Raw genomic sequence first — 17,578 nt, 5'->3', positions numbered from 1 at the left:
GGAATGTTCTAATTCGCAATTTTCGTTTCGATATCTAGTTTTCAAAGAACAAGCTTGAAATCTTGTTGGTGGAGCCAAGCGGGATCGAACCGCTGACCTCCTGCTTGCAAGGCAGGCGCTCTCCCAGCTGAGCTATGGCCCCATATCAAATTATGAAAGTGTAAATGGTGGGCCCTGGTGGACTCGAACCACCGACCTCACCCTTATCAGAGGTGCGCTCTAACCAACTGAGCTAAGGGCCCGTATATTATTATTGAAACCCAATAGGGTTTACGCTTGGCGGCGTTCTACTCTCCCAGGACCCTGCGGTCCAAGTACCATCGACGCTGAAGGGCTTAACGGTCGTGTTCGGGATGGGAACGTGTGGAACCCCTTCGCTATCGCCACCAAACGTTCGAGAGTTTGAGCTCTCAAAACTGAGCAACGAGTGAGTTAAAAGCTTTACGAAGTAAAGCTCGCTTCGGAAGCAATGCTTCCTGAAGACTTTTTGAATGTTTCCGCTACGGGAAACGATTCTCCATAGAAAGGAGGTGATCCAGCCGCACCTTCCGATACGGCTACCTTGTTACGACTTCACCCCAATCATCTATCCCACCTTCGGCGGCTGGCTCCTTGCGGTTACCCCACCGACTTCGGGTGTTATAAACTCTCGTGGTGTGACGGGCGGTGTGTACAAGACCCGGGAACGTATTCACCGCGGCATGCTGATCCGCGATTACTAGCAATTCCGACTTCATGCAGGCGAGTTGCAGCCTGCAATCCGAACTGAGACCGGCTTTTTAGGATTCGTTCCACCTCGCGGCTTCACAGCCCGTTGTACCGGCCATTGTAGTACGTGTGTAGCCCAGGTCATAAGGGGCATGATGATTTGACGTCATCCCCACCTTCCTCCGGTTTGTCACCGGCAGTCACCTTAGAGTGCCCACCCGAAGTGCTGGCAACTAAGATCAAGGGTTGCGCTCGTTGCGGGACTTAACCCAACATCTCACGACACGAGCTGACGACAACCATGCACCACCTGTCTCCTCTGTCCCGAAGGAAAGCCCTATCTCTAGGACGGTCAGAGGGATGTCAAGACCTGGTAAGGTTCTTCGCGTTGCTTCGAATTAAACCACATACTCCACTGCTTGTGCGGGTCCCCGTCAATTCCTTTGAGTTTCAGTCTTGCGACCGTACTCCCCAGGCGGAATGCTTAATGTGTTAACTTCGGCACCAAGGGTATCGAAACCCCTAACACCTAGCATTCATCGTTTACGGCGTGGACTACCAGGGTATCTAATCCTGTTTGCTCCCCACGCTTTCGCGCCTCAGCGTCAGTTACAGCCCAGAGAGTCGCCTTCGCCACTGGTGTTCCTCCACATCTCTACGCATTTCACCGCTACACGTGGAATTCCACTCTCCTCTTCTGCACTCAAGTCACCCAGTTTCCAGTGCGATCCGGGGTTGAGCCCCGGGATTAAACACCAGACTTAAATGACCGCCTGCGCGCGCTTTACGCCCAATAATTCCGGACAACGCTTGCCCCCTACGTATTACCGCGGCTGCTGGCACGTAGTTAGCCGGGGCTTTCTTCTCAGGTACCGTCACTCCTTGAGCAGTTACTCTCAAGGACGTTCTTCCCTGGCAACAGAGCTTTACGATCCGAAAACCTTCATCACTCACGCGGCATTGCTCCGTCAGGCTTTCGCCCATTGCGGAAGATTCCCTACTGCTGCCTCCCGTAGGAGTCTGGGCCGTGTCTCAGTCCCAGTGTGGCCGATCACCCTCTCAGGTCGGCTACGCATCGTCGCCTTGGTGAGCCGTTACCTCACCAACTAGCTAATGCGCCGCAGGCCCATCCTCAAGTGACAGATTGCTCCGTCTTTCCAGCTTCCTTCAGGCGAAGGAAGCAAGTATTCGGTATTAGCTACCGTTTCCGGTAGTTGTCCCAAGCTTGAGGGCAGGTTGCCTACGTGTTACTCACCCGTCCGCCGCTAACCATCAGAGAAGCAAGCTTCTCTTCAAGTCCGCTCGACTTGCATGTATTAGGCATGCCGCCAGCGTTCGTCCTGAGCCAGGATCAAACTCTCCAATAAAGTATTGAAAAGAGCGATTAGCTCATTTTGAATCTGACGAGATTAAAAATCTCATTGTTGATCTTGCAAGCAAGATCGTTTACTCACTCGTTGTTCAGTTTTCAAAGATCAAACATTCATTCGTTGTCGTCACTATTTTCTCTCAGCGGCGACTTTTATAATATATCATACTTCGTTTGTTTTCGTCAAGCACTTTTTTTGAAGTTTATTTTCAAAGCTCTTAGTGATCTTTGTTTATTCTCCAAATTTTCTCGACCAAGCAAGCAAAGCAACGAGATATAATGTATCATAGATCTCTGCACAGAGTCAACTACCCAAACAAAGAAATTTTCAGCCCCAGCAAAAGCCCTACTCCTGGCAGGCCCAAAATACTTACTGTACCGATTGTAGCAGGATTCAGCGGTATGTAGGCCCCCGTAATCCAACCGGAATAATTGACAACATAGATCCCGATCGCAGCCAAAGCCAGATGTATCCCAAATGATGTTACCCACGACAATCCGATTCGCTTTCTGAACAATATGATCACCAGCGCCAGTAATGAAACCACAAGCACACTTCCTAGAATCACACTTTTCATAATAAGCACCTCCCTGTCTTATTCTTTCATCACACACTCATACCCCGATCCATTACAGCTGACTTCTTCATTCCTGCCCTTTTCGCCCGCTTCAGATGAATCTGGTACTTACGCTCTGCTGCTTCCAGAACATATATAGCATAATCAATTTCATCTTCCCCCTGCGCTTCTTCAAACTGCCTTACAGCACGCTCCCACTCCGCTTTTGCCTTTTCAATCTCCAAGTAGATCTGTTCTTCTTCAAGCTCCTTCTGCATTTGGGTGCGTTTCTCCACTGCCCGTCCTGCATTTTTCCAGAAAAACATAAGCTCCCCCCCTTTGATTCAGCACAGCATATTCTCATACTTATCAAGGGAAGGACAAACTTAGAACTATGAGCCACAAATTTCTCCGTGATACTTCGTTCTCGCCAACAAAAAAAGAGAGCCTCTCGGCTCTCTGGATGAATTCATTCAAATCTTCAACTATTTCACTCTATGCAGAGCCATTTGCCTCTTAATCGCACATACACCTTATCGGATCTCTCTGCGACCTTCCAGCGCTTTGGATAGCGTCACTTCATCTGCATACTCCAAGTCTCCACCCACAGGCAGTCCATGGGCTATCCGGGTAACTGTAATCTCGAACGGACGAACCAGACGGGAAATATACATCGCCGTCGCCTCACCCTCAATATTCGGATTCGTTGCCAGAATTAATTCTTGCACCCGTTCATCACTCAGCCGGGTCAACAGCTCCTTCAACCGAATATCATCAGGGCCGATTCCCTCCATTGGAGAGATCGCACCCTGCAGCACATGATAGTACCCATCAAATTCTTTGGTACGCTCCATCGCAACAAGGTCCTTGGAATCTTGAACCACGCAAATGACAGAACCATCCCGGGATTTATCCTGACAAATGCGGCATGGATCGGTATCTGTGATATTACAGCATATCGAGCAGTAATGAAGGTTACGCTTCACACTAACAAGCGCCTTGGCAAAATCAATAACGTCATCTTCCTTCATGTTGAGCACATGAAAAGCTAGTCGCGCAGCTGTCTTGGGGCCAATACCCGGCAAACGGGTAAAAGCATCAATAAGTTTCGCTATCGGTTCGGGATAATACAATCGATTGTGTCTCCTTTGACAGGATCAATTTTAATTAAAACAATCCCGGAATTTTCATACCGCCTGTGAATTTGCCCATATCCTGGTTAGCAATTTCATCAGCTTTGGTCATCGCATCATTTACAGCAGTCATAACGAGATCCTGCAGCATTTCTACATCTTCCGGATCCACCGCTTCAGGTTTAATGGTAATGGACAGCAATTTCTTGTGTCCGTTAACCTCAGCTGTAACTACACCGCCACCCGAAGTACCTTGAACCGTTTTGTCAGCCAGTTCCTCTTGTGCCTTCAGCATTTGCTCCTGCATTTTCTTCACTTGCTTCATCATTTGGTTCATGTTGTTCATGATTGTTCATCTCCTTTGTTATAGTTAATGATGCGCGCTAGCGCTAGGTACATCGTCTATTCCTTAATCACTACAAGATCCTCACCGAAGAGCTGGATGGCTTCATCAATCCAAGGTTGCTTGCTGCCTGACCCGCCGTCTTCATGCTCAGGTTCAAGCTTAAAGTCCTCCTTTGGCGCTTCAGCAGCTCCTTCCATAGCTCCCGTCCAGTCCTTAAGCATCATCGTCACCAGACGTGCTGAACGCCCAAGCTGTTCAGACAGCACACGCTCGATCACTTCACGATTAGCCTGCTTCTCTGTCGTTTCACGGTGAATGTTGTTTTTGAAAGCAACCAATACATTGTCTTCCAGCATGGATACAGGCTCACCATCCATAAACCAGGCATGGACCGTAACCTTCTCTTCTTTAACACGCTGCAAGATTTGACTCCACTTTCTGCTGATCTCCACGAATTCTGGAGATCCCTTGCGCGCCACGTATTGATCCAGCTGTGCAGGCAGCTTCGCCGGAGAATTTCCCCTGGATACGGGAGCACGAGTTGCCGATCGTGAAGGACTGCTTGGTGCAGCCTCTCCACCAGAGAGACCACTTTTCAGTGCACGATCCAGCTTCTTCTCCAGCTCAGCAAGCTGTTGTTTTAAGCGGTTAATTTCGCCGCTGTCAGCTTGCGAGGACGCCGTCGCTCCCGCTGACACAGCGGCTTGATTCGGTACCCCTCCCTGCGCAGGTATACTGCACAGCTTGAGCAGGGCCACTTCAAATAACGTTTGCGGCTGTACTGCATATTTCATCTCACTCTGGTATCGGTTAAGTGTATCAATCATCTGGAACAGCTGTTCCTTCGTGAAGGATTCTGCCATATCACGGAAAGACTCGGGGTTAAGCACCCGGTCTGTCAGTTTATCAGCATCCGGTACCATCTTGATCATAAGTAAATCACGGAAGTAATACAGCAAGTTTTCCATACATTTATCTGCACTCTTGCCTTCATGCATAAACCCTTCGATCATCTGCAAAATATGTCCGACATCACCTTTAAGCAGTGAAGCGGCAAGCTTGGCAAATTGCTCTGAAGGGATTCCTCCGGTCATATCCATAACCTGCTGATATGTTACTCTTCCATCTGTGAAAGAAGAGATCTGATCCAGAACACTGAGCGCATCTCGCATTCCCCCGTCCGACAGACGAGCGATGTATTGGAGCGCATCCTGATCAGCCTCCATACCCTCCTGTTCGCAGATCAACGTAAGTCTGGCCGTCTGCTCCTCTAGGGAAACCCGGCGGAAATCGAATCGCTGACACCTGGAGATAATCGTGGCCGGAAGGCGGTGTGGTTCGGTTGTTGCCAAAATAAACATTACATGTGGAGGAGGTTCCTCCAATGTTTTGAGCAAAGCGTTAAACGCCTCTGTCGTTAACATGTGCACTTCATCAATAATATAGACTTTCTGCCGGACTTCCGTTGGGGCATATTTAACCTTTTCACGAAGATCGCGGATCTCCTCAACACCCCGGTTGGATGCAGCATCAATCTCCTGCACATCCATTACCGAACCGGCCGTGATCCTGCGGCAAGTTTCACATTCGTTACAAGGCTCAGGCGCAGGTCCGCGCTCGCAGTTTACAGCTTTGGCCAAAATCTTGGCGGCACTGGTCTTCCCCGTTCCTCTGGGCCCGTTAAACAAGTAGGCATGGGAAGTCCGCTGTTCACGAATCGCGTTCTGCAAGGTCTGAATAATATGCTGTTGTCCCACCATATCTTGAAACGACTGGGGACGCCAAGCCCGGTATAACGCGATATGCTCCATGATGCGTTACCTTCCTTCCACTTCGCATTCGAGTCCTTTGTCGTTCCCCCATTATACTATATTCCGGGGTGATTCCAAACTTTATCTGACTCATGATGCGTAGTTTTTTTGTACATATCAAAAAGACCTCTGCATACATACAACTGCAAAGGTCTCTACATTTCAAATGGTAAGCCGTGCACCTGCTATCGATAATTGCGATCCAAGTGGCACCCCTGAACAACAGCTCAGGCTAGGCAACCCTCCGGCACAAGAGTGATCTCACTTATGGCTGCTTCCTTCCGGACCTGACCAGGTTCATGAGTACTCATTGCGGAGGACCCAACCGTCAACACCACGTTCAGGGACCAAACCTCACATCGACAAAACCTCTAGCAGGAATTCAACCTCGCTATAGCGGATTGCGAGTTACAGGGCACCGCTACCTCCCCATCTAGCACGGTAAGAAATAGTATAACGTAAGCTTATCCAAATTGCAACCAGGTGTGAACTGGAACCTTTATCCCTATATAAAAACCCCTGCCAATAGGCAGGGGTGGGTTGGATGCAATTAGCAGACAATCCCCAGGGAATTGCTGAATTAGATTCCGTATTTTTTCTTGAAACGATCGACACGGCCGCCAGCATCGATAAACTTCTGTTTACCGGTGAAGAACGGGTGGCAAGCGGAGCAAATCTCTACACGAAGTCCTTCTTTAACTGAACCAGTCTCAAAAGTGTTACCGCAAGCGCAGGTTACTTGACCGATCGTGTATTTAGGATGAATTGCTTCTTTCATTACCTTTCACCTCTTTCCGCCCTGAGCCTCAAGCGGACCCAGAGTAAATGGCACAACTTCAGAGATTATAACACGGCCTCATGCGTGTTGCAATCGAATATTATCAAGAGGTGATGAGTCGTTTCGGACGCGCCATCCCGGCTGGAGGAACGTGTGTATACGAGCCAATAACAACATCAGGCAGCTCTTCTTCGAAGATCTCAATCATTTGCTTCATTCCGAGAATATCACCTTGAGCTGGAGGGATAAGTTCCAGATAACTCTCCGGGTCGATGTTCAGATTCCGCATTTGAATTAAGCGCAGGTCTGTTCTCCGGGCAAACTCAATCATTGCTTCAATCTCCTCTTCACGATCCGTGACACCTGGGAAGATCAAATAGTTAATCGATGTGTACACACCTTGTTGAGCCGCATACTTCATTGACTTCTCAACGTTTGCAAGTGTATAGCCCCGTGGTTTGTAGTACGCATTATAGTGGTCATCCAGTGCACTGATCGTACTCACACGCATTAAATCAAGCCCCGCATCCACGATGCCCCGAATGTGGTCATTCAAACCTGCATTGGTGTTAATATTGATATATCCCATATCCGTAATGGAACGCACCTCACGAATGGCCTCAATAATCAACTTAGCCTGAGTTGACGGCTCACCTTCACATCCCTGCCCAAAGCTGATAATGGACTCTGGTGTTTTCAGGTGTTCCAGCATAACCTCAACAATTTCGTCCACACGAGGCCGGAAATTCATTCGAGTCTGCGGGGAAACAAAGCCACTGTCATCTGGTTGTTCTGAAATACATCCGAAGCAGCCTGCGTTACAGGAATACGATACCGGAACTCCACCTTCCCAACGATTCAGGAACGTATTTGACGATGTCAGACATTCATATCCAAGTGCACAGTTGGACAAATGGGTATACAGACGATTCTCAGGATACTTTTCGGTCATGCGCGTAACTCCAGCACGTACGTCATCACGGTCACAGTTCAGCGGATTCCACTGATCCGGATGATCGGACATCCGGGCTGTAACGTAGAATGCGTCATCTTTCCATACCACTGCGGAGTACCCGAACAAAGGAAGCTTATACTCTTTATCTGTTTTCACATAACCCGGCAAACACAGCCGAGTAAACCCTTGCGGGAGCAAAGCTCCGACCGCCTGTGTATCACTCGGAAGAGGCATCATCTCGCCGGTGTCTGGATCCATCCCAATGGGACGAGTGCTTGGTAATCCAACCAGAGTTGCTCCCTCTGGTAGAGGAATGAGTTCATCCTCCATAATTTCAACGATCATATCTCCACTACGGGCAAGCCCATACAGGGATGGGTGATCAAATACATTTCCTTTTTCATCTGCGTATACTAAATACATGATGTTCTCCTCACATCTAATGGGTTAAACCGAACGACGAGTTTATGGTAAATCCAGCAGCAGAACTGCCAAATTCGAATGCGTAAAAGTATTACTTTTTAAGTTGTTGTTGCTGAGGTAGCCGTCTGTCTCGGCGAACGCCGAGTCGTTGTGGTCCCCGAATTGCTTGTATTGTTGCCCGCTGCATCGAACGCAGCCAAAAATTCAGCATTCGTTTTGCTGTTGCGCAGTTTTTTCAGGAAGCTTTCCACAAAATCATGGGAGTCATTCATATTTTTACGAATGGTCCAGATAGTATCCAGCTCTTCCTTGCTTAGCAACACTTCTTCTCGGCGTGTACCCGAACGGCGAATATCGATGGCCGGGAAGATACGGCGTTCTGCCAGTTTGCGGTCCAGATGAAGCTCCATATTGCCCGTACCTTTAAACTCTTCATAGATAATATCATCCATACGAGATCCCGTATCGATTAACGCTGTTGCCAGAATAGTCAGGCTTCCACCCTCTTCCACATTCCGCGCAGATCCGAAGAAACGTTTTGGGCGGTGGAATGCTGCAGGGTCAATACCCCCACTAAGTGTCCGTCCGGATGGTGGGATAACCAGGTTATATGCACGAGCAAGACGCGTAATGCTGTCCAGCAAAATAACTACATCTTTTTTCGCCTCAACCAGACGCAGAGCACGTTCCAGCACCAGTTCCGCAACCTTGATATGATTCTCAGGCAGCTCATCGAACGTAGAAGCCACAACTTCCCCTTTTACCGAACGAGACATATCCGTTACTTCCTCCGGACGTTCATCAATCAACAGGACAAACAGTTCAATTTCTGGATTGTTGGTTGAAATACTGTTGGCAATTTCTTTGAGGAGAAGCGTCTTACCTGCTTTGGGAGGTGCTACGATCAATCCGCGCTGTCCCAAACCTACAGGAGCCAGCACATCCATAATGCGTGTAGACAAATGGTTGGGGGATGTTTCGAGAACCAGCTTTTTCTGCGGATACAGTGGGGTTAATGCCGGGAAGTGAAGTCTTTCCGCAGCAGCTGAAGGATTCTCACCGTTTACCGCATTGACTTGCAGCAAACCGAAATATCTCTCGTTTTCCTTCGGCGTTCTACATTTACCAGATACGAGGTCACCCGTTCTAAGATCAAACTTACGAATCTGCGAGGCAGATATATAAATGTCTTCGGTGCTAGGCAGGTAGTTAATCGGGCGGAGAAAACCGTAACCTTCCGGAAGGATCTCAAGCACACCTTGCATGAACATCAAACCACTCTGTTCAGCTTGAGCTCGTAGTATGGCAAAGATCAATTCTTTCTTCTTCAGTGTGCCATAGTAGGGAATCTGATATTTTTTGGCCAGTTTGTAGAGGTCCGTTAGTTTCATTTCTTCCAAATCGGAAATTTGTAGATCCATATAATAACCACCTATTCAATTAATAAGTCCGTGAAATGGATAGTTTCGCTTGATGATCGGCTATAGGAGAACAACACAAATCAGCTGCGTTCTCTTCTGTCCATTGTACGGAATGTAACCGTTATAATGCAAATACTTGTCGTTGAGTGTAAGTTTCCGGGTGGGATGACCATGATACAGTGTTACACACTTGTAAGTGAACATATAATTCACGAGGCTTTCGATCCGGGTACCCAGTCATGGAGCACAGACAAATCGGGGTTTGGGGAAAAGGAATGATGTCAGTTCATACAGCCATATGATATTTGATCCAAAAAAAGACCCTCCGGTTAAGGAAATAAAAACCATTTCGTCTTATCCCGGAGAGGCTGAGAACTCTATTAGAATAGGTTTACCCAATTGTTGTAAGGTTATGCAGTTCTGTCAAAATAATAACGTCAAGTCACCAATCTTGCAATATGGTAACTTACGCTATTCCGTTTCACGCCACACATCTGCACCAAGAAGACGCAGGTTGGTGACGAGATGGTCGTAGCCACGATCAATAAACTCGACGCCTGTCACTTCAGTCACACCTTCTTTAACCGTCAGACCGGCAATGACCAGCGCTGCTCCGGCACGAAGATCTGATGCTTTTACTTTGGCCGCATTCAGTGCACCGCCTTCAATGATGGCTGAACGACCTTCCACTCGAATTTTGGCGCCCATACGCACCAGCTCTGGCACATGCTTAAATCGATTGCTGTATACAAAATCGCTCAGGACACTTACGCCTGTCGCTTGAGTTAATACACTTGTCATCGGTGACTGCAAATCGGTTGGGAACCCCGGGTACACCAGTGCCTTAACATCCACATGACTATAGGAAGGTTGTCCAATGACACGAATACTCTCATCCATCTCTTCAATGCCCACACCCATCTCCAGCAATTTGGCAGTTAACGCCTCCAGATGTTTGGGAATGACATTGTCGATCAAAACATTACCGCGCGTTGCCGCTGCGGCGATCATATACGTACCCGCCTGTATGCGGTCCGGGATAATGGAATGACGGCAGCCTTTGAGCTCCGACACGCCTTCAATACGAATAGTTTCAGTACCCGCACCCTTGATGCTGGCACCCATTGAATTCAAAAGTGTTGCTACATCTATAATCTCAGGCTCTTTAGCCGCGTTTTCGATAATTGTAGAGCCTTTGGCACGTGTGGCCGCCAGCATAATGTTAATGGTTGCACCTACACTGCTTACATCCAGATAAATCTTAGCTCCACGCAGCTCTTTGGCATGCAGATGGATGGATCCATGTTCGTTCGTTACTGTTGCGCCAAGCGCTTCAAAACCTTTGATGTGTTGGTCAATCGGACGAGGCTCAAAGTTACAGCCTCCAGGCAAACCAATTGTTGCTTCTTTGAATCGTCCAAGCAATGCTCCCATCATATAATACGAAGCACGCAGCTTCTTCACGGGACCATTCGGCATAGGTATAGATTTGATATCGGAAGGATCGATCTTCATCTGACTGCCTTCCCAGAATACACGAGCTCCGAGTTCCTCCAAAATTTCAGCATAAACCGCCACATCACTCAAAAGTGGCAGGTTATCCAGCACGACCTCTGATTCGGCAAGCAATGCTGCAGGAATAAGCGCAATGGCGCTGTTCTTGGCGCCGCTTATGGTTACAGTCCCCTGTAACGGACGTCCGCCACTAATCATCAATTTTTCCATAAAGCTTAATGTCCCCCTACGTGTTTTGCAGCCGACGAACGGCATGACGTGCTCATGGCTCCCTACGTGAAATAAGGTGTGAAAATGGAAAGACACCGGCTAGGCGGTGTTCTTTCCACTTCACAGTATGGAACTGGTAAAGATAAATTACGCTTTGTTGTTGGAACCAAACTCGCGGATTTTACCTTTAACGGTTTCTTTGATTGCTTCACGGCCTGGTACGATGAACGTACGTGGATCGTAAGCATTTGGTTTAGCTGCAAGCACTTCACGAACCGCTTTTGTGAACGAAATTTGGTTCTCAGTGTTTACGTTGATTTTGGAAGTACCCAGGGAAATGGCTTTATCGATATCATGTTTAGGAATACCTGTACCACCGTGCAATACGAGTGGAACTTGTACCGCATCACGAACTTCTTCCATTTCTTTGAAGCCCAGGTTTGGCTCGCCTTGGTAAGGACCGTGTACGGAACCCAGAGCTGGTGCCAATGTGTCGATACCTGTTTCTTTGACGATACGGATACACTCGTTCAGGTCAGCGTATTGGATGCCGCCGATAACGTCATCTTCCTGGCCGCCAACAGTACCTACTTCAGCTTCAACGGAAACGCCTTTAGCGTGTGCATATTCAACGACTTTTTTCGTCATTTCAATGTTCTCGTCGATGGAGTGGTGGGAACCGTCGATCATAACGGAAGTGAATCCGGCATCGATTGCTTCTTTACATTTATCAAAGCTGGAACCGTGGTCCAGGTGAATCGCAACTTCAACGGTGATTTTCATGTCATGAATAAGTCCTTCTACCATTTTAACTACTGTGTAGAAGCCACCCATGTGACGTGCTGCACCTTCGGATACACCAAGGATTACAGGAGATTTCTCTTCTTCTGCAGCTGCAAGAATCGCTTGAGTCCACTCAAGGTTATTGATGTTGTATTGACCAACTGCATATTTTCCTTCAAGTGCTTTGTTCAACATGTTTGTCATAGAAACTAATGGCATGGTTTCAATCCTCCTAGGGTTTGGGTTGTGTCTATGGTTTTTAGCCGAAATCACATACGGGCTTATTATACCACATCCCATGTCAAATACTAAACAAGCATTTGCAAAAATGCTGTGCTTTGCAGCACAGTTTTCATAGACACCGCATGAAGCCGCTCCCATTTTCAATATTCCCTCGTTAATTGGACGAAATACCCATTACCCCCAAGAAGTACATGACCTGTAGAGCACAGACTAAAAAATCCTGCATTCACAGGATTCAGCTGCACCTATTCGCCGTATCATTGCGAAGCTGCATGTTGACTGCCACGCGCATTTCATCAATATCGAACGGCTTCGTGAAATGCATAAGAGCACCGAGATCAGTAGCTTCCTTAATCATGTCCAGTTCGCCATAAGCTGTCATCATGATGACTTTGATATCCGGGTCAATCTCCTTAATATGCTTCAAAATTTCAAGGCCGTCCATGCCTGGAATCTTCATATCGAGCAACACTAGATCAGGTTTATCTGTATTCACAATTTCCAGAGCGATCTTGCCATTGGGAGCCTGGAATGTGTTATATCCCTCACTGCTGAATACTTCCATTAAGAGGATTCGAATCCCGTTCTGGTCATCAACGATTAACACTTTTTTATTTTCCACTCTGTAACCTCCTGGATTTTAGGAAAGCATGTATTTCTCCGAATCTGGATAACTATCCCATAGTCGTCATGATAAGTATTCTACCCTCCCCATTAAAATCCTGCCCCACGCACAAATTACAGCAAACATTTTATCCGTGTCACACTTGAACGGAAGCTATTGCCGAAACAAAAAAAAGAGGTGCTCACCGCACCAGCCTGCAAACACAGGCCACTCGGCAAACACCCCTCTACATTATAGGGTAAACTCAATATTATCTTTCTGCATTTTCCAATGAAGCTTTTACGAATTCACGGAACAATGGCTGTGGACGGTTCGGACGGGATGTAAATTCCGGATGGAATTGTACAGCCAGGAACCACGGGTGTCCCGGAAGTTCCACGATCTCAACCAGACGGCCATCCGGAGATGTACCGGAGATGACCAGACCTGCTTTTTCAATCGCTTCACGGTACTCATTGTTGAACTCATACCGGTGACGATGTCTCTCATATACCAACTCATCATCATAACATGCCATAGCCAAAGAACCTTCTTGCAGCTTACAAGGATATAGACCCAGACGCATTGTACCGCCCAGATTTTCGATATCTTTTTGTTCTGGCAGCAGGTCGATTACCGGGAATTCGGTAGCCGGGTTAATCTCGGAGCTGTTCGCACCATTCAGACCTACAATGGAACGTGCATATTCGATTACGGATACCTGCATACCCAGGCAAATACCGAAGAATGGAATGTTTTTCTCACGGGCATAACGGATTGCCGACACTTTACCTTCGATACCACGATCTCCGAAACCACCAGGAACAAGGATACCGCCAACACCATGCAGCAGGTCGCCAACGTTCTCGTCTGTGATATCTTCGGAATGGATCCAGCGAATCTTCACATCTGCATTGGATGCAAATCCTGCATGAGACAGGGATTCAACAACACTCAAATAAGCATCGTGCAGTGCTACATATTTACCAACAATGGCAATTTCAACTGTACGCTGCAATTTGCTGATGCGGTCAACCAGCCCTTCCCACTCGCTCATATCCGGTGCAGGAGTGGTCAGCTTCAGGTGATTTACCACGATTTCATCCAAACCTTCTTCACGCAGGTTCAAAGGCACTTCATACAACGTGCTTGCATCGCGACATTCAACTACGGCATTCTCATCAATGTCGCAGAAGAGAGCGATTTTGGCTTTCATGTCTTTGGACAGTTCATATTCTGTACGGCATACAATCACGTTTGGCTGAATACCGATACTGCGCAATTCTTTTACGCTGTGTTGGGTTGGTTTGGTTTTCACTTCACCAGCTGCCTTGATGTAAGGAATCAGCGTTACATGGATATACATTACGTTGTCACGGCCAACATCACTCTTGATCTGACGAATAGCTTCCAGGAAAGGCAAGCTCTCGATATCGCCTACAGTTCCGCCGATCTCTGTAATAACAACATCCGAACCTGCTTCACGTCCAGCGCGGAATACACGCTCCTTGATCTCGTTCGTAATGTGCGGAATAACTTGTACCGTGCCGCCGAGGTACTCTCCGCGCCGCTCTTTGCTAATAACGGAGGAATACACTTTACCCGTCGTGACGTTGCTGTTTTTGGAGAGGTTGATATCGATAAAACGTTCATAGTGACCAAGGTCCAAATCCGTTTCCGCGCCATCATCCGTTACAAAAACCTCACCGTGCTGATAAGGACTCATTGTTCCCGGGTCGATGTTGATGTATGGATCAAATTTTTGAATGGTTACCTTGAGACCTCTGTTTTTCAGCAGTCTGCCCAACGAGGCAGCCGTGATCCCTTTACCCAGGGAGGACACAACTCCGCCCGTCACGAAAATATACTTTGTCACTGTTATTACCCTCCTAATATAAATGCAGAAATTCAGGCGATATATGGTGTTATCGTAACCCGTTTCCCAGGTAATCATCGTTAAAAAGAGCAATGGCAGAAATTCCCTGCATCTGCGTACTGCTCTTTTGTGCGAAGACCATGTGTAAACCTTGCTCTACAGCTAAGAATGGTGCAAATTTTCCGAAAGCCAAACATCCATGCCTGTCCCCAAATTGGCATCAATCCATCTCTTATCGACGTTTTTTTTATATACAAAAAACGGGCCACGGATGTTTGGCCGGGAGCGTGCGGAAATCAATCATTTTGCAATATTCAGCCTCTAAAAATACAAAAAAAAGTACTCCCGCAGGACGGGGCACTTTTTATAAAAAACATAAATATATTCTCGCTCATTCATAAGCCCATGCAATAGTTTACCCGTTACCCCGTTCGCTGTCAAGGCTGACTATCTGGGGAAAACGGGTAAATTATCGACGTCAAAAATGACGGTTACTTATCGGAATCGTCGTCAAAATCATCCTCGTCTTCGGACTCATCTTCATCGTCTTCATCGAGGTCTTCGTCTTCCAAATCATCATCTTCAACAAGGACTTCTTCATCGCTGTCATCTTCATCAAAGATGTCGTCATCGTCGTCGTCATCATCGTCATCATCATCTTGATCATCATCGGCATTGTCGAAGTCTTCGTCGCTGTTGTAGCTGTCTTCCTCTTCGCCAAAGTCCTCATCTTCCAGATCATCGTCTTCATCGTTGATGATGCGCGGACGCTTCGCACCCGTCATGGAGTCTTCTGTTCCACCTACTGGATACCAGCGTTTCAATCCCCAAAGACTTGTACCGACACAGGCAAAACGGCCATCGATATTGATCTCGGTATATAGCTGGGCGATAAACTCGTTGATTTCTTCATCAGTCATTCCGCGCTGTTTCGCTACCTCATTCATCAAATCACGGTAGTAGTACGGCGTATTGGCCGCTTTCAGCACCATAAAGGCAAGGTCAACCAAAGGAATCTCTCTTACCTTTTCTTTATCAATTTTCAAATTGAGCGAGGTACTCACTGACAGACACTTCCTCTCACACATAATTCACTTTATATCCCTACGAGCTGGACCGTTACGTATAACATATCCATTAACAAACCTAAGTAAAACCTATTTAGCGGTAAAAAGCAAGTTTTTATGTAGGCATTTGATATAAATTCAAGGTGCCGTGCTTCCCGTTTGCAAATATGTCGATTCTGTAAAAGTTAGCGAAAAATGAAAAAGACGGAGTCCCCTCCGCCTTCTGACTGTATACCCTCGTAGGATTGCTCCTCACCAGGTTCCCCGCAAGAGCCCTCTAGCTCTCCATCCATCATATGTCCCTGCGCCCGTTTTGACACGAAGAGAACGCCTTTTTGTAAAAAAAGGGCAAGTTCCCCATGCGGCGGGATGAACGCATTCATAGAATACCTCAGCATGTTCATCCCGAAGGGGGCAGCCCATAATGGACTATACTGGTTTTTTGCATCAATTAGTTGAAGGAATGCAACGTCCTGAACCGGAACAGGCAGGGCGGTACCTGATCCGGTTCGCCAAACCTGGACAGTATGAAGCCTGTCTGCTTGAGCTCTCGCGGATGCGGAATGAGCATACTCATCTTAGCATGGTACGATCCTCACGGCTGGCCCGCTCCATTATCGCTCCGGTCCATTGTCCGGAGGTTCTGGATCAATACCGTGATGAGATTACCGTAGAGGAAGATATGCAAATCTCCCTTCATGCAACAGCACTTCACAACAAGCCGGCCACAGCTCAAGGGGTTCCATGGGGAGTGAAGCAGATTCGCGCACCGAAAGTATGGTCCGTCTCCACAGGACACCGGATCAAAATCGGCGTGATCGATACAGGTGCCGATTATCACCACCCTGACCTCAGGTACTCCCTGGCTCGCGGGATCAACCTGTTAAACCGCAGTCTGCTTCCTCATGACGACAACGGTCATGGTACCCATATTGCCGGAACGATCGCCGCAGCGAATAGCACGGAAGGCATGATTGGCGTAGCTCCACGTTCCCTGATCTATCCGGTCAAGGCATTTGACCATAACGGTTCCGCCTATGTCTCTGATATTGTACTGGGCATCGACTGGTGTGTGCGTAACCGGGTCGATATTATCAATATGAGTTTCGGTATGAAAACCCGCAGCAAGGCACTCCTTGATGTGGTTAACCGTGCACATCAGGCTGGCATCGTCATTGTGGCTTCGTCAGGAAATGACGGCAAACGCCGCAGTATCGATTATCCTGCACGCTATCCGCAGACCATCTCGGTGGGAGCCACCGACAAAAATCGGCGGATTGCGTCCTTCAGCAACCGCGGTGCATATGTGGATGTCTATGCCCCTGGCGACAAGATCATCTCTTCCTGGGTGCAGGGCAAGCACCATGAGATGAGTGGCACATCCATGGCTACGTCCCATGTGAGCGGCGCTATTGCGCTGCTGCTCGCGAAGCATCCGGGTCTCTCGCCCAGCGAGATCAAGACGCTGGTCAAGCGCGCAACCGTTCCGCTGCGTGCACGCAAGTCCACCACCGCGAAGAGCAAAGTGCGCGGTGGCGAGATTGACGCACTCCGGCTGATGCAGGAGGGCGGCGGGTAATGGGGCAGCTGCGTATTGCTGCTGCTCTTGGGGTCTTGCCAGCAGCAGCCTACGGCAGTCTGGCTGGCTCGGTGCCCGGCTGGTCCGCCAAGCCTTGGCGGGATGAAGCACCGGGCACAACAAAAAGTCTCCATGTCCACGCTGCATTGCAGGCGTGATGCATGGAGACTTTTTGCGATCGGCCAAGCCGCTGCTGCGGT

The 17,578-nt window shown here is 48.1% G+C and carries 16 protein-coding genes, 2 tRNA genes, 2 rRNA genes and 1 other RNA gene; 2 read left to right on the top strand and 19 right to left on the bottom strand.

All coding sequences use genetic code 11. The features are described from left to right. Positions 1-66 precede the first annotated feature (66 nt). The 19 genes from MHB82_RS00680 to MHB82_RS00590 all read right to left on the bottom strand — a co-directional run bounded on the left by MHB82_RS00680 (position 67) and on the right by MHB82_RS00590 (position 16,119). Positions 67-142: transfer RNA gene (locus MHB82_RS00680), tRNA-Ala, on the bottom strand. Between the two features lie 23 nt (positions 143-165). Then, positions 166-242: transfer RNA gene (locus MHB82_RS00675), tRNA-Ile, on the bottom strand. 32 nt (positions 243-274) lie between these two features. Further along, positions 275-391: ribosomal RNA gene (gene rrf / locus MHB82_RS00670) — 5S ribosomal RNA — on the bottom strand. A gap of 132 nt (positions 392-523) precedes the next feature. Next, positions 524-2,075 (bottom strand): 16S ribosomal RNA (locus MHB82_RS00665). A gap of 310 nt (positions 2,076-2,385) precedes the next feature. After that, the gene (locus MHB82_RS00660; RefSeq protein WP_095293489.1) at positions 2,386-2,655 is read right to left on the bottom strand and encodes a pro-sigmaK processing inhibitor BofA family protein; all 270 of its coding nucleotides are present in this window, start codon (positions 2,653-2,655) and stop codon (positions 2,386-2,388) included. Between the two features lie 29 nt (positions 2,656-2,684). Further along, entirely contained in the window at positions 2,685-2,912 is a 228-nt protein-coding gene (locus MHB82_RS00655) for a DUF2508 family protein (protein ID WP_095293491.1), read from the bottom strand. Positions 2,913-3,167: 255 nt separating this feature from the next. Next, complete coding sequence (recR, locus tag MHB82_RS00650) at positions 3,168-3,767, bottom strand: recombination mediator RecR (protein ID WP_095362299.1); 600 nt, start codon at positions 3,765-3,767, stop codon at positions 3,168-3,170. Between the two features lie 34 nt (positions 3,768-3,801). Further along, positions 3,802-4,113: a YbaB/EbfC family nucleoid-associated protein gene (locus MHB82_RS00645; RefSeq protein ID WP_095362300.1), complete on the bottom strand. Its 312-nt coding sequence runs from the start codon at positions 4,111-4,113 to the stop codon at positions 3,802-3,804. A 56-nt stretch (positions 4,114-4,169) separates the two neighbouring features. After that, positions 4,170-5,924, bottom strand: a complete 1,755-nt coding sequence (gene dnaX, locus MHB82_RS00640; protein ID WP_341173567.1) for a DNA polymerase III subunit gamma/tau — start codon at positions 5,922-5,924, stop codon at positions 4,170-4,172. Between the two features lie 174 nt (positions 5,925-6,098). Beyond that, positions 6,099-6,366, bottom strand: an RNA gene (ffs, locus tag MHB82_RS00635) — signal recognition particle sRNA large type. Between the two features lie 138 nt (positions 6,367-6,504). After that, positions 6,505-6,702, bottom strand: coding sequence for a 50S ribosomal protein L31 (gene rpmE / locus MHB82_RS00630; RefSeq protein WP_095293485.1), 198 nt, complete (start codon positions 6,700-6,702; stop codon positions 6,505-6,507). A gap of 103 nt (positions 6,703-6,805) precedes the next feature. Beyond that, the gene (locus MHB82_RS00625) at positions 6,806-8,080 is read right to left on the bottom strand and encodes a radical SAM protein (protein ID WP_095293484.1); all 1,275 of its coding nucleotides are present in this window, start codon (positions 8,078-8,080) and stop codon (positions 6,806-6,808) included. 98 nt (positions 8,081-8,178) lie between these two features. Further along, the gene (gene rho / locus MHB82_RS00620; protein ID WP_095293483.1) at positions 8,179-9,501 is read right to left on the bottom strand and encodes a transcription termination factor Rho; all 1,323 of its coding nucleotides are present in this window, start codon (positions 9,499-9,501) and stop codon (positions 8,179-8,181) included. 471 nt (positions 9,502-9,972) lie between these two features. Beyond that, entirely contained in the window at positions 9,973-11,226 is a 1,254-nt protein-coding gene (locus tag MHB82_RS00615) for a UDP-N-acetylglucosamine 1-carboxyvinyltransferase (protein WP_095362302.1), read from the bottom strand. A 147-nt stretch (positions 11,227-11,373) separates the two neighbouring features. Then, positions 11,374-12,228 (bottom strand): class II fructose-1,6-bisphosphate aldolase, encoded by an 855-nt coding sequence (gene fba, locus MHB82_RS00610; RefSeq protein WP_095362303.1) that lies wholly within the window; start codon positions 12,226-12,228, stop codon positions 11,374-11,376. Positions 12,229-12,487: 259 nt separating this feature from the next. Continuing rightward, entirely contained in the window at positions 12,488-12,874 is a 387-nt protein-coding gene (locus MHB82_RS00605) for a response regulator (protein WP_095293480.1), read from the bottom strand. 253 nt (positions 12,875-13,127) lie between these two features. Then, entirely contained in the window at positions 13,128-14,732 is a 1,605-nt protein-coding gene (locus MHB82_RS00600) for a CTP synthase (RefSeq protein ID WP_095362304.1), read from the bottom strand. 491 nt (positions 14,733-15,223) lie between these two features. Beyond that, positions 15,224-15,796, bottom strand: coding sequence for a DNA-directed RNA polymerase subunit delta (gene rpoE, locus MHB82_RS00595; protein ID WP_095362305.1), 573 nt, complete (start codon positions 15,794-15,796; stop codon positions 15,224-15,226). A gap of 188 nt (positions 15,797-15,984) precedes the next feature. Continuing rightward, positions 15,985-16,119, bottom strand: a complete 135-nt coding sequence (locus MHB82_RS00590; protein ID WP_341173566.1) for a hypothetical protein — start codon at positions 16,117-16,119, stop codon at positions 15,985-15,987. Between the two features lie 104 nt (positions 16,120-16,223). Here MHB82_RS00590 and MHB82_RS00585 point away from each other — a divergent pair, with 104 nt between their 5' ends. Both MHB82_RS00585 and MHB82_RS00580 read left to right on the top strand, forming a co-directional pair. Then, positions 16,224-17,378, top strand: a complete 1,155-nt coding sequence (locus MHB82_RS00585) for a S8 family peptidase (RefSeq protein ID WP_095362307.1) — start codon at positions 16,224-16,226, stop codon at positions 17,376-17,378. Beyond that, positions 17,378-17,536, top strand: a complete 159-nt coding sequence (locus MHB82_RS00580; RefSeq protein WP_176476242.1) for a hypothetical protein — start codon at positions 17,378-17,380, stop codon at positions 17,534-17,536. The genes MHB82_RS00585 and MHB82_RS00580 overlap by 1 nt, the downstream gene beginning before the upstream one ends. Positions 17,537-17,578 lie beyond the last annotated feature (42 nt).

Origin of the sequence: Paenibacillus sp. FSL K6-2862 (genome assembly GCF_038005125.1) — a bacterium.
In the GTDB taxonomy this organism is placed as follows: Bacteria; Bacillota; Bacilli; order Paenibacillales; family Paenibacillaceae; genus Paenibacillus; species Paenibacillus illinoisensis_A.
This window is presented reverse-complemented; position numbering and strand designations above follow the sequence as displayed.

Excerpts from the sequence above, each read along its gene's own strand:
- MHB82_RS00660 (WP_095293489.1), bottom strand. The coding sequence starts at position 2,655 with ATGAAAAGTGTGATTCTAGGAAGTGTGCTTGTGGTTTCATTACTGGCG.
- MHB82_RS00655 (WP_095293491.1), bottom strand. The coding sequence starts at position 2,912 with ATGCAGAAGGAGCTTGAAGAAGAACAGATCTACTTGGAGATTGAAAAG.
- MHB82_RS00645 (WP_095362300.1), bottom strand. The coding sequence starts at position 4,113 with ATGAACAACATGAACCAAATGATGAAGCAAGTGAAGAAAATGCAGGAG.
- dnaX (WP_341173567.1), bottom strand. The coding sequence starts at position 5,924 with ATGGAGCATATCGCGTTATACCGGGCTTGGCGTCCCCAGTCGTTTCAA.
- rpmE (WP_095293485.1), bottom strand. The coding sequence starts at position 6,702 with ATGAAAGAAGCAATTCATCCTAAATACACGATCGGTCAAGTAACCTGC.
- MHB82_RS00625 (WP_095293484.1), bottom strand. The coding sequence starts at position 8,080 with ATGTATTTAGTATACGCAGATGAAAAAGGAAATGTATTTGATCACCCA.
- rho (WP_095293483.1), bottom strand. The coding sequence starts at position 9,501 with ATGGATCTACAAATTTCCGATTTGGAAGAAATGAAACTAACGGACCTC.
- MHB82_RS00615 (WP_095362302.1), bottom strand. The coding sequence starts at position 11,226 with ATGGAAAAATTGATGATTAGTGGCGGACGTCCGTTACAGGGGACTGTA.
- fba (WP_095362303.1), bottom strand. The coding sequence starts at position 12,228 with ATGCCATTAGTTTCTATGACAAACATGTTGAACAAAGCACTTGAAGGA.
- MHB82_RS00585 (WP_095362307.1), top strand. The coding sequence starts at position 16,224 with ATGGACTATACTGGTTTTTTGCATCAATTAGTTGAAGGAATGCAACGT.
- MHB82_RS00580 (WP_176476242.1), top strand. The coding sequence starts at position 17,378 with ATGGGGCAGCTGCGTATTGCTGCTGCTCTTGGGGTCTTGCCAGCAGCA.